At 72.6% G+C, this 22,208-nt stretch carries 22 protein-coding genes; 16 read left to right on the top strand and 6 right to left on the bottom strand.

Annotation, left to right across the window (positions count from 1 at the left end; all coding sequences use genetic code 11):
* Positions 1 to 88: 88 nt before the first annotated feature.
* Positions 89 to 1,282 (bottom strand): 30S ribosomal protein S6--L-glutamate ligase, encoded by a 1,194-nt coding sequence (gene rimK / locus BJK06_RS11640; RefSeq protein WP_070418032.1) that lies wholly within the window; start codon positions 1,280 to 1,282, stop codon positions 89 to 91.
* A gap of 64 nt (positions 1,283 to 1,346) precedes the next feature.
* Here rimK and BJK06_RS11635 point away from each other — a divergent pair, with 64 nt between their 5' ends.
* Positions 1,347 to 1,829: a RimK/LysX family protein gene (locus BJK06_RS11635; RefSeq protein ID WP_070418031.1), complete on the top strand. Its 483-nt coding sequence runs from the start codon at positions 1,347 to 1,349 to the stop codon at positions 1,827 to 1,829.
* Between the two features lie 212 nt (positions 1,830 to 2,041).
* On the opposite strand, the gene BJK06_RS11630 is transcribed toward BJK06_RS11635, so the two are convergent.
* Together BJK06_RS11630 and BJK06_RS11625 are read right to left on the bottom strand one after the other, a co-directional pair.
* The gene (locus BJK06_RS11630; RefSeq protein WP_070418030.1) at positions 2,042 to 2,935 is read right to left on the bottom strand and encodes an alpha/beta hydrolase family protein; all 894 of its coding nucleotides are present in this window, start codon (positions 2,933 to 2,935) and stop codon (positions 2,042 to 2,044) included.
* A gap of 117 nt (positions 2,936 to 3,052) precedes the next feature.
* A complete protein-coding gene (locus BJK06_RS11625) occupies positions 3,053 to 3,643 on the bottom strand; it encodes a TetR/AcrR family transcriptional regulator (protein ID WP_070418029.1) in 591 nt (196 codons plus the stop codon).
* Positions 3,644 to 3,696: 53 nt separating this feature from the next.
* On the opposite strand from BJK06_RS11625, the gene BJK06_RS11620 reads away from it, so the two are divergent.
* Positions 3,697 to 4,908, top strand: a complete 1,212-nt coding sequence (locus BJK06_RS11620; protein ID WP_070418028.1) for an MFS transporter — start codon at positions 3,697 to 3,699, stop codon at positions 4,906 to 4,908.
* Here the strand turns inward: BJK06_RS11620 and BJK06_RS11615 are convergent.
* On the bottom strand, positions 4,814 to 5,152 hold the full coding sequence (locus tag BJK06_RS11615) for a YciI family protein (protein ID WP_070418027.1): 339 nt from the start codon (positions 5,150 to 5,152) through the stop codon (positions 4,814 to 4,816). The genes BJK06_RS11620 and BJK06_RS11615 overlap by 95 nt on opposite strands.
* A 64-nt stretch (positions 5,153 to 5,216) precedes the next feature.
* Between BJK06_RS11615 and BJK06_RS11610 the strand changes: the two genes are divergently transcribed.
* From BJK06_RS11610 to BJK06_RS11595, 4 genes are all read left to right on the top strand, one after another.
* Complete coding sequence (locus BJK06_RS11610) at positions 5,217 to 6,482, top strand: sensor histidine kinase (protein ID WP_070418026.1); 1,266 nt, start codon at positions 5,217 to 5,219, stop codon at positions 6,480 to 6,482.
* Positions 6,464 to 7,144: a response regulator transcription factor gene (locus BJK06_RS11605; RefSeq protein WP_070418025.1), complete on the top strand. Its 681-nt coding sequence runs from the start codon at positions 6,464 to 6,466 to the stop codon at positions 7,142 to 7,144. The genes BJK06_RS11610 and BJK06_RS11605 overlap by 19 nt, the downstream gene beginning before the upstream one ends.
* Positions 7,145 to 7,281: 137 nt before the next feature.
* Complete coding sequence (locus BJK06_RS11600; RefSeq protein WP_070418024.1) at positions 7,282 to 8,163, top strand: ABC transporter ATP-binding protein; 882 nt, start codon at positions 7,282 to 7,284, stop codon at positions 8,161 to 8,163.
* On the top strand, positions 8,160 to 9,236 hold the full coding sequence (locus BJK06_RS11595; RefSeq protein ID WP_070418023.1) for an ABC transporter permease: 1,077 nt from the start codon (positions 8,160 to 8,162) through the stop codon (positions 9,234 to 9,236). The genes BJK06_RS11600 and BJK06_RS11595 overlap by 4 nt, the downstream gene beginning before the upstream one ends.
* Positions 9,237 to 9,320: 84 nt before the next feature.
* On the opposite strand, the gene BJK06_RS11590 is transcribed toward BJK06_RS11595, so the two are convergent.
* Together BJK06_RS11590 and BJK06_RS11585 are read right to left on the bottom strand one after the other, a co-directional pair.
* The gene (locus BJK06_RS11590) at positions 9,321 to 9,824 is read right to left on the bottom strand and encodes a flavin reductase family protein (RefSeq protein WP_070418022.1); all 504 of its coding nucleotides are present in this window, start codon (positions 9,822 to 9,824) and stop codon (positions 9,321 to 9,323) included.
* The gene (locus tag BJK06_RS11585) at positions 9,821 to 10,336 is read right to left on the bottom strand and encodes an NADPH-dependent FMN reductase (RefSeq protein ID WP_070418021.1); all 516 of its coding nucleotides are present in this window, start codon (positions 10,334 to 10,336) and stop codon (positions 9,821 to 9,823) included. The genes BJK06_RS11590 and BJK06_RS11585 overlap by 4 nt, the downstream gene beginning before the upstream one ends.
* Positions 10,337 to 10,977: 641 nt before the next feature.
* On the opposite strand from BJK06_RS11585, the gene BJK06_RS11580 reads away from it, so the two are divergent.
* The 10 genes from BJK06_RS11580 to BJK06_RS11535 all read left to right on the top strand — a co-directional run bounded on the left by BJK06_RS11580 (position 10,978) and on the right by BJK06_RS11535 (position 22,206).
* Positions 10,978 to 12,159: a sugar ABC transporter substrate-binding protein gene (locus BJK06_RS11580; protein ID WP_070418020.1), complete on the top strand. Its 1,182-nt coding sequence runs from the start codon at positions 10,978 to 10,980 to the stop codon at positions 12,157 to 12,159.
* Complete coding sequence (locus tag BJK06_RS11575) at positions 12,156 to 13,787, top strand: sugar ABC transporter ATP-binding protein (protein WP_070418019.1); 1,632 nt, start codon at positions 12,156 to 12,158, stop codon at positions 13,785 to 13,787. The genes BJK06_RS11580 and BJK06_RS11575 overlap by 4 nt, the downstream gene beginning before the upstream one ends.
* Positions 13,787 to 14,824 (top strand): ABC transporter permease, encoded by a 1,038-nt coding sequence (locus tag BJK06_RS11570; RefSeq protein ID WP_070418018.1) that lies wholly within the window; start codon positions 13,787 to 13,789, stop codon positions 14,822 to 14,824. The genes BJK06_RS11575 and BJK06_RS11570 overlap by 1 nt, the downstream gene beginning before the upstream one ends.
* Positions 14,825 to 14,855: 31 nt before the next feature.
* Positions 14,856 to 15,968 carry a pyrimidine utilization protein A gene (gene rutA, locus BJK06_RS11565; RefSeq protein WP_070418017.1) on the top strand — a complete coding sequence of 371 codons (1,113 nt, stop codon included), beginning with the start codon at positions 14,856 to 14,858 and terminating at the stop codon, positions 15,966 to 15,968.
* Positions 15,965 to 16,873, top strand: coding sequence for a carbon-nitrogen hydrolase family protein (locus BJK06_RS11560; RefSeq protein WP_070418016.1), 909 nt, complete (start codon positions 15,965 to 15,967; stop codon positions 16,871 to 16,873). Before rutA ends, BJK06_RS11560 begins: the two co-directional genes overlap by 4 nt.
* A complete protein-coding gene (locus BJK06_RS11555; RefSeq protein WP_070418015.1) occupies positions 16,870 to 18,522 on the top strand; it encodes an amidase in 1,653 nt (550 codons plus the stop codon). Before BJK06_RS11560 ends, BJK06_RS11555 begins: the two co-directional genes overlap by 4 nt.
* Before the next feature lie 43 nt (positions 18,523 to 18,565).
* Positions 18,566 to 20,023, top strand: coding sequence for an MFS transporter (locus tag BJK06_RS11550; protein ID WP_070418014.1), 1,458 nt, complete (start codon positions 18,566 to 18,568; stop codon positions 20,021 to 20,023).
* 112 nt (positions 20,024 to 20,135) lie between these two features.
* A complete protein-coding gene (locus tag BJK06_RS11545; RefSeq protein WP_070418013.1) occupies positions 20,136 to 20,759 on the top strand; it encodes an isochorismatase family protein in 624 nt (207 codons plus the stop codon).
* Entirely contained in the window at positions 20,756 to 21,376 is a 621-nt protein-coding gene (locus BJK06_RS11540) for a TetR-like C-terminal domain-containing protein (RefSeq protein WP_070418012.1), read from the top strand. The genes BJK06_RS11545 and BJK06_RS11540 overlap by 4 nt, the downstream gene beginning before the upstream one ends.
* Positions 21,373 to 22,206: a GntR family transcriptional regulator gene (locus tag BJK06_RS11535; RefSeq protein WP_070418011.1), complete on the top strand. Its 834-nt coding sequence runs from the start codon at positions 21,373 to 21,375 to the stop codon at positions 22,204 to 22,206. The genes BJK06_RS11540 and BJK06_RS11535 overlap by 4 nt, the downstream gene beginning before the upstream one ends.
* Positions 22,207 to 22,208 lie beyond the last annotated feature (2 nt).

The following is a 22,208-nucleotide window of genomic DNA, read 5'->3' as shown; positions in this document are numbered from 1 at the left end:
ATCGTCACCGACACATACTTCCGCATCTGGCCTGGGTACGCGATCCGGATGCGCTGACAGGCGGGGGACAGTGCACTCCGGATGTGCCTCACGCCTCGGGCTGACGCGGCTCCTTGGGCAGCTTGCGGACCTTCGCACGGCGCTTCCGGCGCTCGGGGATCATCGAGCGCATCTCCTCGAGCTTGCCGAAGCAGAGCAGGCGGTCGCCGGGCTCGAGGGCCACGCCGCTGCGCGGGTTCGGGATGACGCCCGAGCCGCGATGCAGCGTCAGGACGGTGATGTCGCGGTCCCAGAGACCGGACTCCTTGATGGTCTTCCCGACGAGGTCGGCGTTCGTGTGCACGAGCAGCTCGGCGACGCCGTAACCGGTCGAGACCGAGAGCCGCTGCCGGACGTCGATCTCGGGGAAGGCCACCTGGTTCGCGATGAAGTCGATGATCGCGCCGGCGATGTCGAGGCCGGTGGCACGCTCGATGCCCTCGAGCCCCGGGGAGGAGTTGACCTCCATCACGAGCGGCCCGTCGTTGCCCTCGAGCATGTCGACGCCGGCGACCCGCAGGCCCATGATCTGCGCCGAGCGGACGGCGGCCTCTTCGTACTCGGGCGTCAGCGTGACCTTCTCGACCGTCCCGCCGCGGTGCACGTTCGACCGGAACTCGTCGCCGGAGGCGCTCCGCCGCATCGCCGCGACCACCCGGTCACCGACGACGAGCGCGCGGATGTCCTTGCCGCGGCTCTCGGAGATGAAGCTCTGGATGAGCACGTTCTGCTTCGTGGAGTGCAGGGTCTCGACGATCGACTCGGCGACCTTCGCCTCGGGAGCGAGGATCACGCCGATGCCCTGCGTGCCCTCGAGCAGCTTGATCACGACGGGCGCTCCGCCGACGCGCTCGATCGCCCCGCGGACGTCGGCGCGGCCGTTCACGAACGTCGTCGCGGGCATGCCGATGTCGTGCCGCGAGAGGATCTGGTTCGCCCGCAGCTTGTCGCGCGAGTTCGTGATCCCGTTGGCCGTGTTCGGCGTGTAGACGTCCATCTGCTCGAACTGCCGGACCACTGCGGTGCCGTAGTAGGTGATCGAGTTCCCGATGCGCGGCAGCACGGCGTCGTAGTCGGACAGGAGCTTGCCGCGGTACTGCAGGTCGGGGTCGTCGCCGGTCAGGTCGATCGCGAACCGGAGCGTGTTGAGCACCTTCACCTCGTGCCCGCGGTCGATCGCGGCGGCCCGGAGGCGCTCCGTCGAGTACGCGTGCGGCGCACGCGACAGGATGGCGAGTTTCATCGGGGAGGCTCCGGGGTTGGTATCGACGGCGACGCTCCATCCAAGCATGCGACAGGATGGGCACATGGCCCGAGTACCGAAGTCCCCGAACGGCGGTCTCGTGGTCGCCGGCTGGCGGGAGTGGGCGGCCCTGCCGAGCCTCGGCATCCCGTGGATCAAGGTGAAGCTCGACACCGGTGCGCGCAGCTCAGCGCTGCACGCGTTCGACCTCGAGGAACTCCCCGGCGACCGGGTCCGCTTCTCGGTGCACCCCTGGCAGGACACCGACGCCGACGCCGTCACGATCGAGTGCGACGTGCACGACCGGCGCATCGTCCGGAGCTCCACCGGGCACACCCAGGAGCGCATCGTGGTCCTCACCGAGATGTCCCTCGCCGGGCGTGTCTTCGAGGCCGAGGTCACGCTGAGCAACCGCGACCAGATGGGCTTCCGGATGCTCGTCGGCCGCGAGGCACTGCGCCAGGGCTTCCTCGTCGACCCAGCTCGCTCGTTCATGGCCGGCCGGGCGCCGAAGGAGATCCGCCGCCGCAACCGCGGTCGCGCCTGACGGCTCGCCGAGCTCGCCGCCGACGCGGTGCGCGGCCTGCGCGGGATCCGCTGAAGTCGTCCGCGCCGTGACCGTTCCGGTTCGCAGATCCCGGGGATCGTGAACCGGAACGGTCAGCGACGGAGCCGGGAACGGCCGTGGGCTCGACCAGCCGACGGACTGGAGGGACGGTGCGGGGCCGCCCCGCGCCTCCAGGCCGCCGTCGGCGCGGGTCAGGCCTGCAGGTGCCGGCCCAGGAACCGCAGCTGCTGCGGCGCGAGCCGCCGCCAGTAGGCGGTGGTGTGCCCGCCCGGCTCGAACCCGCCGGCCGGTGCGGTCGCGAAGCCGTCGACGTACGCACGCACGGCGGGTTCGAACCCGTCGCCGGTGCCGCAGTCGACGCGGACCGCGACGCCGTCGAGGGAGGGCTGTCGGCCGAGCACCGTGTTCGCGGCGAAGTCCGCGGGGTCGTCGAACGCGCCCCGCGCCGTCTCCCCCGCCGACCGCCACAGCGCGGGGCTGATCGCGGAGACCGCACGCACCCGCGCCGAGCCGAGCACGCCGCCGAGGTGGAGCGCGCCGTAGCCGCCCATCGAGTAGCCGGTGAACGCGAGCCGTGCGGTGTCGAACCCGCGGCGGGCGAGCAGCGGCAGGAACTCGTCGACGACCATCGCGGCAGGGTCGTCGCCGTCCGCGCGCCGGTGCCAGTAGCGGTTGCCGCCGTCGACCGCGGCGATCGCGAACGGCGCTCCGCCCGCGGCGACGTGCGCGGCGAGGAACCGGTCGTAGCCGAGGTGGGAGCCGAAGAAGTCCGCGTGGTCGTCGCCGTAGCCGTGCAGGGCGACCACGATCGGCAGGGGCCGGTCGGACTGCGGCGCGGCGATCGTCCAACCGACCTCGACCCCCTTCCGAGCGCGCGACGTGAACGACCCGGACACCGTCGGCACCGGCGTGACGTCGGGGACGGTGCCCGCCGGTCCGTCGAGGCCGAGCACGCGGTACATCGTCGAGCGGCCGGGGAGCAGCCGGAGGTTCACGGCCTCGGCAGCGGCACCGGCCACGACGACCGCGGCGCCGCCGGCGAGGAGGGAGCGGCGGGTGATCCGGGCCGCGCGCGAGCTGCTCATGCGAGGGGGACGATGCCGTCCGCGGTCACACGCGTCGTCACGAGGGTCGAGGAGATCCGCTGCACACCGGGCAAGCTACCGAGTCGGGTACCGGAGCACCTCGGGTACACGCGGACGTCAGGTGTGAAGTCGCGCAGGAACCGGTCGCTCCGCCGACCCGAGGAGCGCGTCGGCGACGGCACGCGCGGTAGCGGTCCCGAGGCCCGGTTCGCGGAGGCGCATCGCGAGGTACCCCGAGACGAGGAGCAGCAGCTGCTCGGCGAGCGCCCCGGCGTGTGCGCCGACCACGGGCTCGGCCGACTCGGTCAGGCGTCGCCGCAGGGTGTCCGTCTCGCGGTCGAGGACCGCGCGGACGTCGGACGGGGCGTCGACGTACTCGGCTGCCGTGCCGAGGAACGCGCACCACCGCGACCCCGACGGCGTGGAGCGGTACGCGTCGAGGGCGTCGAACACCGCGAGCAGTCGGCCGCGGTCGTCCTCGGCGGCGTCGACGGCCCGGTCCCAGGTGGCGAGCCAGTCGTCGTGTCGACGGGCCAGTGCCGCGGCGACGAGCGACTCCTTGCTGGCGTACCCGCGGTAGAGCGTGGCGCTCGAGATCCCCGCGCGCTCGAGGACGGCGTCGATCGGCGTCGCGGCGATGCCCCGGGTGAAGAAGAGCTCCTCCGCGGCGTCGAGCAGCTTCTGCTCGGTTCCTGGACGCATCGCCATGAGAGCACCCTAGGCTCTCAAAAGTGAAACGATCGTTTTCGTTACGACAGTCGGTGTTCCTGGGGAGCGGCCTCGGCCTCATCGCCGCGACGTACGGCCTGGTCCGGCTGGCGTACGGGCTGTTCCTGCCCGACGTCCAGCGGGACCTCGGGCTGCGCGCCGACGCTGCGGGGTGGGTCTCGTCCGGAGCCTCGGCGATGTACTGCGTCGGCGCCGTGGTCGGGTACCGCTGTGCCGGCCGCGTGCCCCGGGTCCTCGTGGCGGTCGCCGCCGTCGTCGCAGGCGGTGGTGCACTCGGCATGGCCGCGGCCGGCGACCCCACGGCGTTCGCGATCGCGTCGGTCGTCGGTTCGGCGGGCGCGGGACTGGCCTCGCCCGCACTCGTCAGTCTCGTGACGACCCTCGTGCCGCAGCCGGCACAGGGCCGGGCGCAGGCCGTGGTGAACGCCGGGACGGGCCCCGGCCTCGTCGCCGCGGGCGTGCTCGCGCTCGTGCTCCTGCCCGACTGGCGGACCGCTTGGACGTGGTCCGGGATCGCGGCGCTGGTCGTCGGGGTGGTCCTGCTCGCGTCCTCGTGGTCGTCCCGCCGGACGGCGACGGCCGGGCAGACCCCCACGAAGCGAGCACCGGCCCCGGACCGCGTGTGGTGGACGGCGCACCGTGCGGTCCTCGTGCTCGCCCTGCTCTTCGGCGCAGGGTCGGCGGTCGTGTGGACCTACGGCCGCTCGGTGCTCGTCGACGCCGGCGCACCGGTCGCCGTCTCGGTGTCCGCGTGGATCGCGCTCGGCGCGGGCGGTGCCGCCGTCGTGGCGACCGCCCGGTGGACGAGTCGGCTGCGTGCCCGGACGCAGTGGACGCTCACCACCGCCGCCGTCGCCCTCGGTGTGCTGGCGCTCGGCACGGTGCCGCAGTGGACGCCCGTGGCGCTCGTCGCGTGCGCCGTGTTCGGCTGGGGGTACACGGCGGCGACCGGCGCCCTGATCGCGTGGACCACCGAGGTCGATCCGGAGCGGTCCTCGGCCGGCACCTCGGTGCTCTTCGTGGCGCTCGTCCTCGGCCAGGCCGGCGGTGCCGCGGCGGCCGGAGCGGTCGTCGAACCGCTGGGGTCGCTCGGCACGTTCGGGGCCGGGGCGCTCGTGACGGCCGCCTGTGCCGTGCTCGGTGCGCGGGTCAGAGCAGCGGGCGCAGCTCGATCTTCCGGTTGCACGCCACCGACGCCTCCTGCGCGACCCGCAGCGCGGTCTCGGCGTCCGGCAGGTCCATGACCCAGAACCCGGCGACGAACTCGGCCGGGTCCCCGACGAGCCCCGGGGTCGTGGTCGGCTCGGCGCGACGGGCGTCGACCACCACGGCGTCCGACGGCGCGGACACCCCGGCCGCGAAGACGACGGCGTCGCCGAGCCGCTCGTTGAGCGCGTCGACCGCGTCCGCCTCGGTCCGTGTCGCGGACTCGGTCCGACCGGCGGCCTCGGCCTGCCCGTCGTCGATGACGTTGACGAGGAACTGCATGGTGCCTCCCCTGTTCGGTTGGCGGCAGGCTACTCCGACCACCGCACCCGCTACCGTGGTGACCATGGGGACGACCGCGGAGTGGTCACGGCTGCCGGTGGGGCGCCGCGAGTTCCGCCAGGACGCCCTCCTCGCACTCGTCCTCGGCGCCGGACTGGCGATCACGACGATGCTCTACGGGTCGGCCGGGACCTACGGCGACGACCAGGCAGCGTGGTGGGTCTCGGCACTGCTCGTCGTGGCGAACGCCGCACCGGTCGCGTTCCGCCGCCGCTGGCCGATGACGATGGCGGTCGTCTCGGCGCTGGCCTTCGCGGCGACGCAGATCCTGCACGTGCCCGAGGTCTTCCTCGTGAACTTCACGCTGTTCATCGCCCTGTACACGGTCGGTGCGTGGTGCTCGGACCGTGTGCGCGCCGAGCTCGTGCGCTGGGTGGTCATCGGCGGCATGTTCGCCTGGCTGTTCGTCGCGATCGCCTTCGGTTGGGCGGTGCCGAACGCGCTGCCGAACGACGACGGCGGCCTCATCCCGCCGTACATCGCGCTCTCGCTGCTCAACATCGTGATCAACGTCATCTACTTCGGCGCTGCCTGGTACGCCGGCAACCGGGCCTGGGCGTCGGCGGTGGCGAAGCACGAGCTCGACCTCCGCACCGCCGAGCTCGCCGCCGAACGCGAGCGGAGCGCTGCCCAGGCGGTGACGATCGAGCGCGTGCGCATCGCCCGCGAACTCCACGACGTCGTGGCGCACCACGTGTCACTCATGGGGGTGCAGGCCGGCGCGGCTCGACGCGTGATCGGCCACGACCCCGAGCAGGCGACGGCGTCGCTCGGCGTGGTCGAGCAGAGCGCCCGGACCGCCGTCGAGGAGCTCCGCCGGATGCTCGGCACCCTGCGCGCCGACGAGGACGGCGGCGACGACGTCCGCGCCGCTCCGAGCACCGAGGGGCTCGGCCGGATCGGCGAGCTCGCCGACTCGGCCCGGACCGCGGGGCACCCGACCGAGTACGTCGTGGTCGGCAGCGTCCGCGACGTCCCGCCCACGGTCTCGGCGGTCGCGTACCGGATCGCGCAAGAGGCCGTGACGAACGTCCTCAAGCACGCCGGCCCGACGGCCCGGGCGGACGTCCGGGTGCGGTACCTCGACGACGGCGTCGAGGTCGAGGTCACCGACGACGGCCACGGCGACCGGGCACCGCGGAACACCGCGGGCAGCGGACTCGGCCACGTGGGGATGCGCGAACGCGTCGCCGCGGTGGGCGGACGGATCGAGATCGGGCCGCGCGCCCGGGGAGGCTGGCTGGTGCGAGCATGGCTGCCGACGACCTGACCATCGTGCTCGCGGACGACCAGGACCTCGTCCGGGCCGGGTTCCGCGTCATCCTCGAGTCCGAGCCGGGGTTCCGGGTCGTCGGCGAGGCCGCTGACGGCGCGGAGGCGGTCGAGGCCGTGCGGGTGCTCCGACCGGACGTGGTGTGCCTCGACGTCCAGATGCCGAACGTCGACGGGCTCGAGGCGGCGCGCCGGATCGCCGCGCTCCCGGAGCCCCCGGCCGTGCTCGTCCTGACGACCTTCGACCACGACGACGCCCTCTTCCAGGCGCTCGAGGCCGGGGCGAGCGGGTTCCTGCTGAAGAACGCCTCCCCCGAGCGGCTGATCGACGCCGTCCGCACCGTGGCGGCCGGCGACGCGCTGCTCGCCCCGGACGTGACCCGCCGGGTGATCAGCCGCGCGACCGCCGGTTCCGGGGCGCCCGCGGCACCGGACGGCGACGAGGCGGTCGTCACGGCAGGGCTGACCGAGCGTGAGACCGAGGTCCTCCGGCTGCTCGCCCGCGGGCTGAGCAACGCCGAGATCGCGACGGAGCTGTGGGTCGGTGAGGCGACCGTGAAGACCCACGTGTCGAACGTCCTCCAGAAGCTCGGTCTGCGCGACCGCATCCAGGCGGTCGTCTGGGCCTTCGAGCACGGCGTGGCCGGAACCCCCGCCTAGACCCCCGTCCGACCCGCGCTCCCCCACGCGGCGGAGCCCGCAGTGCCCCGATCCCCGTCGCCAGCCGGAGGCGCCCGTCGCACCCCGCGCAATAGCGTCGACGCAGGCGGAGTGAACCGCCGCGAGAGGGGAACGACATGCTCACCATCGACGGGGTGACCAAGCAGTACGGCGACCGCCGCGTGCTCGACGACGTGACGTTCACGGTCGGCGACGGACGCCTGACCGGGTTCGTCGGCGGCAACGGCGCCGGCAAGACCACCACGATGCGGATCCTGCTCGGCGTGCTCCAGGCCGACGCCGGCACCGTGTCCATCGACGGCACCACGATCGGCCCGGCCGACCGTCGCCGCTTCGGCTACATGCCGGAGGAGCGCGGGCTCTACCCGAAGATGCCGGTCGCCGAGCAGATCACGTACTTCGCCCGGCTGCACGGCGTCGACAAGCGCACCGCGGCGAGCCGCACCACCGACCTGCTCGACCGGCTCGGCCTGGCGCCGCACGCCACCGACGCCGTCGAGAAGCTGTCCCTCGGCAACCAGCAGCGCGTGCAGGTCGCCGCCGCGCTCGCCCACGACCCCGAGGTCCTCGTGCTCGACGAGCCGTTCTCCGGCCTCGACCCGATGGCCGTCGACGTCGTGCTCGCCGTCCTGCGCGAGGCAGCGGCGGGCGGCGTGCCCGTGCTGTTCTCGAGCCACCAGCTGGACGTCGTCGAGCGGCTCTGCGACGACGTCGTGGTGATCGCCGGGGGCACGATCCGCGCCGCCGGTCCGCAGGACGAACTGCGGAAGCAGGCCGGCCCCGCCGCGTGGGAGCTCCTCGTCGACGGTGACGTCGCCTGGCTCCGCGACGAACCGGGCGTCACCGTCCGCGAGTTCGACGGCGGCTACGCCGTGTTCGAGGCCGACGACGCCACCGCGCAGCGCGTCCTGCAGCGGGCCGTCCAGCACGGCACCGTCGGGTCGTTCTCGCCGCGTGTCCCGCGGCTCAGCGAGGTCTTCCGGGAGGTCGTCCGATGAACGGCTCGTTCGTCCAGTCCGTGCGGCTCGTCGCCGCGCGCGAGATCCAGGCCCGCGTCCGCAGCAAGGCGTTCGTCGTGTCCGCCTGCATCCTCATCCTCATGGTCGTCGCGTCGATCGTCGTCGGCGGCATCGTCGGCAAGGCCACGGCGGGCGACACTACCCCGGTCGCGGTCGTCGACGGGGTCAGCCTGCCGACGAGCAAGGGGCTCGACGTCACCGAGGCGCCGACCGCTGCCGCCGCCGAACGACTCGTCGAGAACGGTGACGTCGACGCGGCGGTCCTGCCGTCCGACGACCCGCTCGGCTACAAGGTCGTGGGGCTCGACGACGCCCCGACCGACGTCGTCCAGGCGCTGAGCGTCTCCCCCCGCATCGAGCTGCTCGACCCGAACGCGATCCCCGGCGGCCTGATCTACATCGTGGCGCTGGCCTTCGGCGTCGTGTACTTCGCGTCCGCCGTGACCTTCGGTCAGTCGATCGCGCAGAGCGTCGTCGAGGAGAAGTCCACCCGCGTCGTCGAGATCCTGATGGCGGCGATCCCGGCCCGGGCGCTCCTGGCCGGCAAGGTCCTCGGCAACAGCGTGATGGCGTTCGCGCAGATCGTCGCGGTGGCGATCGCGGCGGCGGTGACGCTCGCGGTCACCGGGCAGGACAACATGTTCACGGTGCTCGGCCCGAGCATGCTCTGGTTCGTCGGGTTCTTCGCGATCGGCTTCGTGCTCATCGCCTCGCTGTTCGCGGCGGCCGCGGTGCTCGTCTCCCGTCAGGAGGACGTCGGCAGCGTCACCACCCCCGTGATGATGCTCGTGATGATCCCGTACATCCTCATCATCGTCGCGTACAACAACCCGACGATCCTCGGCGTGATGTCCTACGTGCCGTTCAGCGCGCCGATCGGGATGCCGATGCGGATCTTCCTCGGGACCGCCGAGTGGTGGGAGCCGATCCTGTCCCTCGTCATCGTGGCGGTCTCGGTCGTGCTCGTCGTGGTCGTCGGCGCCCGGATCTACGAGAACGCGCTGCTGCGCACCGGCAGCCGGGTGAAGCTGACGGAGGCACTGCGCGGCTGACGCCGCAGGACCGGACGGGAGGCGCGGTGCGGGTGAGCGGATCTGCTCACCCGCACCGCGCCTCCCGTCCCTGCGTCAGCGCGCTCAGGCGCTGAGCGTCGCGAAGGCGGACCGGTGCCAGACCAGCGGGCTGTGCGCGAAGTCCGACATGAGTCCGAGGACCCGCAGCACGACGATGTCGTGGTCACCCGCCGGGTAGGTGTGCTCGACGGCGCACTCGAGCCAGATCGGAGCGCCCTCGAGGAAGACCGACCCCGACTCGGACACCGTCGTGTCGACACCGACGAACCGGACCGACTTGTCCTTCGACGCGAGCTGCCGGGTGACCTGCGCGTGCCCCTCGCCGAGGATCGAGACCCCGATCGTGCCGGCCGCACGCAGCACCGGCCACGTCGACGACGTGTGCTGCACCGCGAACATCACGAGCGGCGGGTCCTGCGACACCCCCACGGTGAAGGACGAGGCGACGAGCACCGTGGGCTCGTCGTCGACGACGGCGGCGAGCGCCGCGACCCCGCAGGGGAAGCCGGAGAACGCCTGACGGAGGGCACCGAGGTCGGGGGCCTCGGGCGAGTAGGGGCTGATCATGAGCGGGTTCCTTCCTGGAGGCTCGCGGTCGCGCCGAGGACGACGTCGCGCCACCGGGCGAGCCAGACCTCGGTCGATGCGGGCTCGGAGTACTGCTTGTCGTTGAGGTACAGGGCCGGAGCCGGGACGGTCGCACCGAGCTCGACGAGCACGGGCTTGAGGAAGACCTCGGGGGCGAGGGCGTGCGCGGGGCCGGCGCCGAGCATGAGCGGGACGGCGACGACACCGGCGAGGCCGTCCCCGGTGGCGAACTGGTCGAGGAAGAGCTTGAGGACGCCGGTGTAGGTCGCCTTGAACGTGGGCGAGGCGACGACGACGAGGTCGGACGCGGCGACGGTGCGCACCGCTTCCGACACCGCGTCGTCGCCCCAGCCGAGCAGACCCGGGCCGAGGTCGATCACGTCGACGACGTGGTCGGGTGCCCGACCGGTGAGGCGTTCGAGCACGACCGTGGCCGCGTCGAGCGTCCGCGATGCCGGCTTGGGGTTGCCGGCGACGACGGTGGTGATCATCGATCTGCTCCTGCGGTCGGGGACGGTGTGCGACTGCAGTCCATCCGCCGTTCGTTTCGCCTCCGTGGCGCGCCCGTATCGGGTGGGTTACGCCAGGGGGCGCCGGATGCCACGGCGGGGAATGCCCTGGTCAGCGGGCGCCGCTCCGGACGGGTCCGTCGCATTCCGCCAGCGGGGTCCGCTCGGCCGACCGCCGACTTGTGAGAGACGCGTTACCGGAAGTCGGCGCGATTGCTTCCGGGGTGTTTCGCCCGGGCGGCGCCGCCGCACGGACGCGCGGATCCGCACCGCTCCGGGGTGGGGCGGCGGGATCGCCCGCCCCGGAACGGCGCGGCACGGCGGCTCGTCGACGCCGTGGCGCCGGTGGCCTAACACCGGCGAAACAAACGCCTAACAGGACCGTTACCGCCGGGCACCCGCTGGCGGCCCGCAGCCCGTTACATTCGCATCAGCCCCACCGGAGCGGCCCCGTCATCCCCGACGCATCGCCCCCGGCGGAGCGCTCTCCCACACCCCGAAGTGACCGACGCCCCTCGTCGTCACGCCCACCTCGCGCCGCGGGGTGTTCGGCGTACCCGCAGCACCGGCAGCACCCGCACCCGTCACCCGTCCCCGCACCACGTCCTGGAGGTCCTCGACCGATGTCGTCCCCCGCACCCACCCGAACGCGGCTCGCACGTCCCGCGCTCCTGGCCGCCGCACTCAGCGGTGTGCTGTTCCTGTCCGCCTGCTCCGCCACCTCGACGGCCTCGACCGACTCGTCCGACGACTCCGCCGGGGTCGAGCACGCCACCAGCCAGATCACGGCGGCGAGCGTCGACCCGGAGTTCACCTTCGAGGGCAAGCCGTTCGACATGTCGAAGATCGCGGGCAAGACGATCTTCAACATCCCGAACTCGTCCGCCGTGCCGTTCATCGTGTCCGTCGACGAGGCGGGGCAGCAGCTCGCCGAGGAGTACGGCGCGAAGTGGATCGAGTACACGAACCAGGGCACGCCGACCGAGCAGTCCGCCGGCATCGACCAGGCGATCAGCCGGAAGGCCGACATCATCGTCCTCGCGCAGGGCGTCAACGGCGAGCTCATCGTCCCGGCGCTCAAGCGTGCGAAGGCCGCCGGCATCCCGGTGCTCATCAGCCACACGTACCAGACGGGGGAGGCGCTCCCCGACCAGCTGCAGGACCTCGTCGCCGCCCAGGTGACCGCGCCCTTCCACGAGGCCGCGAAGCTCAACGCCGACTGGGCCATCAAGGAGACGAAGGGCGCGGGTGACGTGCTCATCATCACCTCGTCCGAGGTCCCGCCGTCGGACGGCATCGTCAAGGCCATGCAGGAGGAGTTCGACGAGTACTGCTCGGGCTGCAAGGTGAAGGTGACGAACGTGCCGGTCGCCGACTGGGCGACGAAGATCTCGTCGACCGTCCAGTCCGCGATCCAGTCCGACCCGAACCTCGACTACGTCCTGCCCGTGTACGACTCGATGGCCCTCTTCGTCGAGGCCGGGGTGACGGCGGCCGGCAAGACCGGCCAGGTCTTCACGTCCTCGTACAACGGGACGCCCGCGGTGATGAAGATCCTGCAGGAGGGCAACGTCATGACGATGGACATCGGCGAGAACATGGAGTGGCTCGCCTACGCCACGCTCGACCAGGCCGGTCGCGTCCTGACCGACACCCCGATCATCGAGGACGGCGACGAGCAGACCCCGCTCAAGGTGTTCACGAAGGACAACGTCGACGAGGCGGGTACCCCGCCCGCGCCGAGCAAGGGCTACGGCGACGCGTACAAGACCGGGTACGAGGAGATCTGGGGTCCGGCGAAGTGAGCGCCACCCGGGAGGCACGGCGCAGCCCCGCAGCGTCCGCTGCGGTCGTCGAGGCCGGTGCGACCACCGCGCCGGTCCTGCGGATCAGCGGGCTCACCAAGCGGTTCGGCGGACTGACCGCGCTCGACGACGTCGAACTCGAGGTCCGTCCGGGCCAGGTGCACGCGCTGCTCGGCGAGAACGGTTCCGGCAAGTCGACCCTCATCAAGATCCTGTCCGGCACCTACGCGCCGGACCCGGGAGCGACGATCGAGGTCCGCGGCTCCCGGCTCCCGCTGCCGGTGCCTCCCGGGTACTTCCGCCGCGTCGGCATCAGCTTCGTGCACCAGGACCTGGCCCTCGTGCCGTCGCTCGGGGTGACCGAGAACCTCCGGCTCGCCACCGTCGTCGCCGGCCGTGGTCCGTTCGTCCGCTGGGGCGCCGAGCACCGGGCGGCCGCGGAGCTCTTCGCCCGCTACGGCGTGGACATCGACCCGCGGGCCCGGATCGAGGAGCTGACCGACACGCAGAAGGCGCTCGTCGCGATCCTGCGGGCCGTCGCCGAACTGGGTGACGACCGGGCGCTCATCGTCCTCGACGAACCGACGGTGTTCCTGCCGAAGGAGGACGCGGACCTGCTCTTCCGCGTCGTCAAGGACCTCGTGTCCGACGGCCGCACGTCGGCCCTCCTCGTGTCGCACGACATGTCCGAGGTCCTCGAGCACGCCGACCGCGTCACGGTCCTCCGGGCCGGTCGGGTCCAGGCGCACCGGGACACCGCGACCACGACCGCGGACGAGCTCGTCTCGCTCATCGTCGGACGCGGGCTCGACGGCGCGGCCGCACGCAGTGCCCGCCCCGCCACCACGGGCGACGCGGTCGTGACGGTCCGGGACCTCCGGGCCGGTGTCGTCGACGGGCTCTCGTTCGACGTCGCGGACGGCGAGGTCGTCGGCATCACCGGGCTCGCCGGCTCGGGCGTCGAGGACGTGCTTCCAGGCCTGTACGGCGCCCGGGCGGCGACCGGGACCCTCACGGTCCGGGACGCCACGGTCGACCTCGGCGCCACCAGCCCGGCGACCTCGATCGCCCGCGGGGTCGTCTACGTCCCCGCCGACCGCAAGCGCGAGGGCGGTGCCCTGACCCTGTCCGTCGAGCAGAACGTGACCCTGCCCGTCCTCGGGAAGCTCCGCGGACTGCTCGGGCTCTCGCCGGCACGGGAGCGGTCGTACGTCGAGGGCCTCGTCCGCGACTGGGACGTCCGTCCCGCCGACCCCTCCGCGCTCTTCGGCACGCTCTCCGGCGGCAACCAGCAGAAGGCCGTCCTCGCGAAGTGGATGCAGGACGACCCACGGCTCGTGCTGCTCCAGGAGCCGACGCAGGGCATCGACGTCGGCGCTCGTGCGGCGATCTTCTCGATGCTCCGCCGGACCGCCGACCAGGGCGTCTCGATCGTCTGCGCCTCGACCGACTACGAGCAGCTCGCCCAGATGTGCGACCGGGTCGTGGTCCTCGCCCACGGCCGCGTCCACGACGTGCTCACCGGCGACCGGATCGACCGCGACGTCATCGCGGCGGCCGTCGTCGCCAGCCTCGTCGATCCCGCTCCCTCCTCCCCCGACTCCTCCCCCGTCAAGGAGACCGCCTGATGTCCACCACCGCCGAACCCGCCCTCGAGACGTCGATCGTCCGCCCCACCCGCCCGCGCTTCTCGTGGGGGCACACCGAGCGCTACGCACTGCTCGGCGCCTGGCTCGTCATCGTGATCGCGTTCAGCATCGCGCTCCCCGACACCTACCCGACCCTGGGGAACCTGCAGAACATCCTCGGGTCCCAGTCCGTACTGCTCATCCTGGCGCTCGGCTTCCTGTTCCCCCTGACCGCGGGTGAGTTCGACCTGTCCGGCGCCTCGACGATGTCGCTCTCCGCCATGACGATCGCCGTCCTCAACGCCAAGATGGACATCCCGCTGCTGCCGGCGATCCTGGTCGGCCTGGCGATCGGCGTGGTCGTCGGCCTGGTGAACGGCCTGCTCACGGTCGCGTTCCGGATCGACTCGTTCATCGTGACGCTCGGCACCTCGACGTTCATGATCGGGATCATCCAGTGGATGAGCGCGTCCTCGTCGGTGACCGGCATCGACCCGGCGCTCGTCCAGGCGACCGTCGGGTGGCGCGGGCTCGCCGGGCTGCCCCTGGCGTTCGTCTACGGCCTGATCGCCACCGTGGTCGTCCTCATCGTCCTGAGCGCCACCCCGGTCGGTCGACGGCTCCTGTTCGTGGGCACCGGTCGCACCGTCGCCGAGCTCTCCGGCCTGAACGTCCGCCGGCTCCGCGTCGGAGCGTTCGTCGGCGCGGGCCTCACCGCCGCGGTGGCCGGGGTCGTCTACGCCGGCACGCTCGGCGGGGCGGACCCCTCGAGCGGGCAGTCGTTCCTGCTCCCCGCGTTCGCCGCCTGCTACCTCGGGGCCACCGCGATCATCCCCGGGCGCTTCAACGCCATCGGCACCTTCATCGCCGTCTACTTCCTGTTCTCCGGCGTCGTCGGGCTCCAGATGCTCGGCGCCGACAACTTCGTCCAGCAGCTCTTCTACGGCGGTGCGCTCATCGTCGCCGTCGCGGTCTCCCAGACGATCCGACGGCACTCCGTCGCGAGCGCCGCCAAGGCCGCCGCCAAGCAGTCCTGACCCTCCTCCACACACAGAAAGCGAGTCCCCCATGGACATCGGAGTCTTCATCCCGATCGGCAGCAACGGCTGGCTCATCTCCACCACCTCGCCGCAGTACAAGCCCTCGTTCGACCTCAACCTCGAGATCGTGCAGAAGGCCGAGTCGTACGGCTTCGACTTCGCCCTGTCGATGATCAAGCTGCGCGGCTTCGGCGGCCCGAGCGGGTTCTGGGACGAGAACCTCGAGTCCTTCACCCTGATGGCCGGCCTCGCTGCCCGGACGGAGCGCATCCGCCTGTTCGCCACCACGGCCGTCCTCACGATCCCGCCGGCGATCGCCGCACGCATGGCCGCCACGGTCGACTCGATCTCGCACGGCCGCTTCGGGCTGAACCTCGTCGCCGGGTGGCAGAAGGCGGAGTACGACCAGATGGGGCTCTGGCCGGGCGACGAGGTGCACTTCAAGCGTCGGTATGCCTACCAGACCGAGTACATGCAGGTCATGAAGGAGCTGTGGGAGGACGGCGTCAGCAACTTCCAGGGCGAGTACTTCCAGATGGACGACTGCCGGATGCTGCCGAAGCCGACGTCGCACATCCCGATCGTCTCGGCCGGGCAGTCCTCGCAGGGCATGGCGTTCGCGGCGGAGTACTCGGACTACAACTTCTCGATGGGCGTCGGCGTGAACACCCCGACCGCGTACGCCGAGCAGAACGAGGCGCTCCTCGCCGCGCGGGAGAAGACCGGACGCGACGTCGGCTCCTACGTGCTGTTCATGGTCATCGCCGACGAGACCGACGAGGCCGCGCAGGAGAAGTGGCAGCGCTACAGCGACGGCGTGGACGTCGAGGCCATCGCCTGGATGACCGGGCAGGCGCTCACCGACACGAACGGCGAGGACGGCAACACGGCGAAGCGGATCTCGCTGCCGGAGGGTGCCGTGAACATGAACATGGGCACGCTCGTCGGCTCCTACGAGCACGTCGCGGCGATGCTCGACGAGGCCGCCGACGTCGCGGGCACGAAGGGCATCATGCTCGTGTTCGACGACTTCCTGCAGGGCATGGACGACTTCGGCACCCGCATCCAGCCGCTCATGCGCACCCGCGAGGGCGTCGTGTCGTCGGCGCCCGCCGTCACCCCGAGCGCGGTCACCGCATGACGGCCGGCAGCACGGCGCCGACCCTCGAGGTTGCGGTCGTCCAGGCCGGGCAGATCCCCGCCGACGGCGACGCCGCGCTCGACGGCCTCATCGCGCTGTTCGAGCAGGCCGCCGAGGGCGCCGACCTCGTCGTCTTCCCCGAGCTCACCACGACACCCTACTTCTGCGGCGTCCGGAACGACAGCCGCAAGGCTTGGGCGCAGCCCGTCCCCGGTCCGGCGACGGCACGGTTCGCCGAGGCCGCGCGGCGACTCGGCACGGCGGTCGTCTTCGGCCTCTACGAGGACGCCGGCGACGCGCAGTACAACAGCGCGGTGCTCATCGACGCCGACGGCTCCCTCGTCCACGGCACCGACGTGCACGGCGACCGCGTGCCGGCGTACCGGAAGACGTCGATCCCGACGAACGCGATCTCCGACGTCGACGAGAAGCACTACTTCGCGCCGGGGTCGGGGCCGGTCGTGTTGGACGCGCTCGGCACCCGGTTCGGCATGCTCATCTGCTACGACCGGAGCTTCCCCGAGTACTGGCTCGCATCGCGTGCGGCCGGCGCCGAGGTGATGCTCGTGCTCGTCTCCTCGATGGGGTTCCGCGAGACGCTCTTCACGCAGGAGCTGCAGGTGCGCGCCCTCGAGACGCAGACCTGGGTCGTCGCCCCGAACCGCGGCGGCGAGGAGACCGTGGACGGCAAGACCGTGAGCTACTTCGGCCGCTCGTCGGTCGTGTCGCCCCGCGGCGAGCTCGTGGTCTCCGCCCCGGCGCACGAGGCCGGACCCATCGTCCGGGCGACGCTCGACGTCGCCGAGGTGGCCGCGGTGCGGGAGGACTTCCCGCTCGGGCGCGACCGGCAGCCCGGGGTGTTCCGGTACCTCGCGGACGCCCACGCCGCGGCGGTGCCGGCGTGACGGACGTGTTCGCCGTCGTGCGCGGGACGATCGCGCCCCAGCTGGAGCAGGCGCTGCACGACAGCCGTGCGAACCCGCTCCCGGCCGCCCCGTCGTCCCTGCCGGCGGAGCCCGGGCACAGCCAGGCGCTGTTCACCCGGCTCCTCGCGGCCGCGATCGACGCGGCACCGACGCCGGCAGCACCGGTCGCCCCCGGTCCGGCGTCCACGGTGTCCACCGCCGCGACGGCGTCCGACCCCGCAGCGGCGAGCGTCACCGAGCTGCTCGCGGCCTACCGCGACGGTTCCACCACCCCCACCGCCGTCGTCGGAGCCCTCGCCCCGCACTGGACGAGCGACGACGTGTGGTCCGACGCCGTCCTCCGCCTGGTCGACGGCGCCGAGCAGGCAGCGGTCGAGTCGACCCGGCGCTGGGCCGCGGGCGAGGCCCGTGCGCTCGAGGGCGTGCCGTTCGCGGTGAAGGACATCATCGACGTCGCCGGCACGGTCGTCACGAGCGGCTCGCTGCAGACCGGTGACCGCGTGGCCCCCGCCGACGCCACCGTGGTCGCCCGGCTCCGTGCGGCCGGGGCGATCCCGGTGTTCACGGCGGCGACGACCGAGTTCGCCTGCGGCGGCCCGCACAACGCCCGGTACGGCGCCGTGCGGAACCCGTGGGACCCCGAGCGCTGGACGGGCGGGTCGTCGACCGGCTCCGGTTCCGCCCTCGCCGCACGCATCGTCCCGCTCGCGCTCGGGTCGGACACCGGCGGATCGATCCGGGTGCCGTCGGCGCTGTGCGGGACGACCGGCATCAAGCCGACGTACGGCCTCGTCCCGCGCACGGGCGTCGCGAGCCTGTCGTGGACGCTCGACCACGTCGGACCGATGGCCCGCACCGCCGAGGACCTCGCGCTCGTGCTCGCCGTGATCGCCGGTGGCGACGGGCAGGACCCCACGACGCACACCGCGGTCCCGCTCGTCGAGGCGGCACCGGGACGGATCGCGGGGATGCGCATCGGCGTGCCCCGGGTCTGGTTCACCGAGCGGGTGGACCGTGCGGTGCTCGACGCGCACGCGGCCGCGGTCGACCGGTTCGCGGCACTCGGGGCCGAGATCGTGCCGATCGAGTTCGACGACCTCGAGGCGATCGACGCCGAGTGCTGGACCGTCTTCTACGGCGAACTCGCGGCCAACCAGGAGGCCAACGCCGCCACCGCCGACCTGTTCGACGCCGGCACCCGTGCGCGGTTCGACGTCGCGTTCACGCCGACGGCCGCGGACTACCTCCGGTCCCTCCGACGCCGTCCGCTCGTGCAGGCCGCGATGGTCGCACGGATGGACGAGGCCGGGGTCGACGTCGTCCTCACGCCGGGGATCGGTGCCACGGCGCCCCGACTCGACGACCTCACCATGACGGTCGACGGCGTGCCGTACAACCTGCACGACGTGATCCCCCGGAACACCCGGGTCTTCGACTACGTCGGCTTCCCGGCGCTCATGATGCCCGCCGGGACCGCGCCGGACGGTCTGCCGGTCGGCGTGCAGCTCGTCGCACGCCCGTGGGACGACCGACTCGTCCTGTCCGCCGCAGCCGCGTTCCAGGAGGTCACCGACCACCACCACCGGGTGCCGCCGGCATCCGCCACGAGAGGGTCGACCGATCAGTAACCGCACCACGGACGAGGACGGCGCCCGCCGACGCGCGTGGCAGGTGCTCTGCGCGTCGAGCCTGAGCGTCGTCCTCGTCTTCATCTCCTCGAGCGCCCTGCTCGTCGCGCTCCCCGACGTCAGCCGCGACCTCGACGCCTCCGCCTTGCAGTCGAGCTGGGTCCTGCTCAGCTACATGCTCACCACGACGACGCTCATCCTCGTCTTCGGCCGGATCGCGGACCTCGTCGGGCGTCGCCGTCTGTACATCGCCGGCATCCTCGTCTTCCTCCTCGCCTCGCTCGCGTGCGGTGCAGCACCGGACGCCGCCGTCCTGCTCGCCGCCCGACTCGTGCAGGGCGTCGGTGCCGCGGCCATCGTCACGAACACCACGGCGCTCCTCACCGACGTGTTCCCGGAGTCGATCCTGTCGCTCGGCCTCGGGCTGAACGCCACCGTCGCCGCCGTCGGACAGGTCATCGGTCCGGTCGTCGGCGGCCTCGTCGCGGAGTCGTTCGGCTGGCGGTGGATCTTCCTCGCCGGGGTCCCGATCTCGCTCGCGGGGCTCGTCTGGTCGCTGCGACTCATCCCCCGCACCGCCCGGCCGCGCTCCGGCGAACGCCTCGACGTCCCGGGCTCGGTGCTCTCCGTGGCCGCGGTCGGGTTGCTGGTCGGCGCCGTGTCGGTCGGCGGTTCCGCGGGCTGGGCCGCCGTCCCCGTCGTCGCGATGGCCTCCGGCGCGGTGCTGCTCGGAGCGGTGTTCGTGTGGACCCAGCGCCGGGTCCCGCACCCGCTCGTCGACCCGGCGATCTTCCGCGACCGGGCGACCATCACGCTCTTCTCGGCCGCCGGCCTCTGCGCGCTGTCGAGCTACGCCCTCGTGCTCCTGGCGTCGCTGTCGTTCCAGGCCGTCTCGGGCAAGGACGCCGTCGAGGCCGCGCTCTGGGTGCTCCCCACCCCGATCGGCACGACCGTGGCCGCGGCGAGCGCCGGGGTCCTCGCCCGCCGGGTGCCCGCGCGCACGCTCTCCACCATCGGCATGCTGCTCATCGCGGTCGGGGCGGCGGTGCTCGCGGGGTCGCTCGCCGACGACGGTGCCTACGCCGTGACGGCCGTCGGACTCGGTGCCGTCGGGGTCGGCACCGGGGTGTTCATGACGCCGAGCACCTCGGCCCTGATGACCCGTGTCCCGGAGCACCGTCGGGGCATCGCGAACGCCATCCGGTCGGCGCTGCAGAACGCGGGCTTCCTGTTCTCCACGGCGCTCGGTCTGGCGATCGCCACGAGCGGGCTCTCCGCCGCGCAGCAGGCCGCGGCGTACGACGGCAGCTTGCTCGGCCTGCCGGCGACCGACGTCCAGGCCTTCGTCGACGGCGTGCGCACCGCCGCGCTCACGTTCGCCGGGTGTGCGGTCGTCGGCGCGCTCATCGTCGCGTTCGGTCCGTTCGGCCCCCCGGACCGCCAGGCACCGCTCCGACCGGACACGTCCGGCCCGGTGCCCGAGCCGGGAACGAGCGCATGACCGCCACGACCGGCACCGACCGCGCGCACGGGCCGACCGCCGGCCGACGTGCCGGGGTCGCGCCGCGCCTCCAGGCCCCCACCAGCCAGCCCCACGACGGAAGCAGGACCGCATGACCGACGACCACGACGACTACGTCTCGGCCGGCTACACCGGTGCGCTCGAACCGGGCCGACGGGCGGCGCTCGTCGTCGTCGACCCGGTGAACGCCTACGTCGACCCGGCGTGCGGGCTGTACGCCGGCGTCGAGGAACCCGTCGAGCGGATGCGCGAGCTCACGGCCGCGGCCCGGGCGGCCGGCGTGCACGTCGCCGTCACGACGATGGCGCTGTCGGCCGACGGCTCCAACGCGGGGGTGTTCTTCCGGAAGGTGCCGGCCCTCGCGGCGTACCTCCCCGGCACGTCCACCGGCGCGTTCATCGAGGGGCTCGCGCCGGTCGACGGGGACACCCTCGTGCCGAAGCAGTACCCGAGCGCGTTCTTCGGGACCTCGCTGGCCGCCGACCTCGTCGCACGAGGAGTCGACACGCTCTTCATCGCCGGACTCTCGACGAGCGGGTGCATCCGGGCCACCGCGACGGACGCCATGCAGCACGGCTTCGTGCCGATCGTCGTGCGCGAGGCCGTCGGCGACCGGCAGCCGAGCGTGCACGAGGCGAACCTGTTCGACATCCAGGCGAAGATCGGCGAGGTGTGGGGCATCGACCGGGTGCTCGCGCTCTGGAGCGCCGCGTGAGCACCGAGGCCCCGGTCCGCGGACGGCCCCGCAACGCCGCGGTCGACGAGGCCGTGTACACGGCGTGCATCGCGATCCTCGCCGAGGGCGACCCCCGTGCCTTCACGATCCGGGCGGTCGCCGACGCCGCCGGGGTGGGGGCGGCGACGATCTACCGGCGCTGGTCCAGTCGCGACGTGCTCCTCACCGAGACCGTCATCCGCCTGATGGAGGAGTCGATCCCGACGATCCTCGACGCCCCGATCGACGAGGGCGTCCTCGGGCTCACCCGCGGCTGGGTGCACGCGCTCGTCGCGACCCCGGTCGGCCGGGCGCTGCCGCTCATCGTGGAGCTCGCCTCGCACGAGCCCCGGGTGGCCGAGGCGGTCGCCGCGTGGCACCTCGACCGACGGGTCCGGGTGAACGCGATGCTCCAGCGGGCGATGGACGCCGGCGACCTGCGGCCCGACGTCGACCTCGGGATCGCCGTCGACCTGCTCGGCGGTCCGACCTTCTACCGCCGGGTGTTCGTGTCCATCGACATCCAGGCACCCGACTACCCGGTGCGCCTCGCACGGGAGTTCCTCCGGTGGGCCGGGTGGACCGGCGACACCACGACCGTGGGGGTGGTCTCGTGACCGACGTCGCACCCGACGACCGACTGGACGGCACCGCGGGACGTCGTCCGGTCCCGCCGTGGACGGACATGGCCATCGGCGACGTCACGCCCGGGCACTGGATCGGCTTCAACCGACGCTCGGACGCCGCCCGGCAGGTGTCCGACCTCATCCGCGCGGACATCGTCGCCGGTCGGTTCACCGGACCGCTGCCGTACGAGTGGGAGCTCCTCGACCTGTACGGCACGACGCGGAACGTCCTGCGCGCGGCGCTGACGCTCCTCAAGGAACAGCGCCTGCTCACCCGGGCACCGCGGTCGGGCACGTTCGGCGTGCGTCCGGTGGCCTCGGTGAGCCTCGCCCGGACCACCGAGGAGGTCACGATCTACGGCGAGAACACCGGCGGCAGCGTGTTCGACTCCCCGCGGCTGAGCATCGTGCACCTGTGCGTCCAGCTCGTGCCGGCGCCCGAGACCGTCCGGCGGAACCTCGAGATGGACGGCAGCGCCGCGTACTTCGTCGAGAGCCTCATCTCGTTCGACGGGGAGCCGAGCCGGGTGCGGACGAGCTGGGTGCCGCAGGAGCGGTTCCCGGACCTCGTGTCGGAGCCGCTCACCGAGTACGTGCCGGACGTGCTCGTGCGGCGGGTCGGGCAGCGGCCGGTCGCTCGTCGACTGCTGCTCAGCACGGTGAACGCCGACCAGTGGAGCGCGGACCTGCTCGACATCGATCCGGGGCAGGCGATCTTCCACATCGAGCGGCTGATGTGCCTGGCCGACGGGACCCCGGTGGAGTACGGGTTCTCGCGGTACCGGGGCGACCGGGCGGTGATCGACTCCCGCATCGTGTGAGC

This window comes from Curtobacterium sp. BH-2-1-1 (genome assembly GCF_001806325.1).
Lineage (GTDB): Bacteria > Actinomycetota > Actinomycetes > Actinomycetales > Microbacteriaceae > Curtobacterium.
This window is presented reverse-complemented; position numbering and strand designations above follow the sequence as displayed.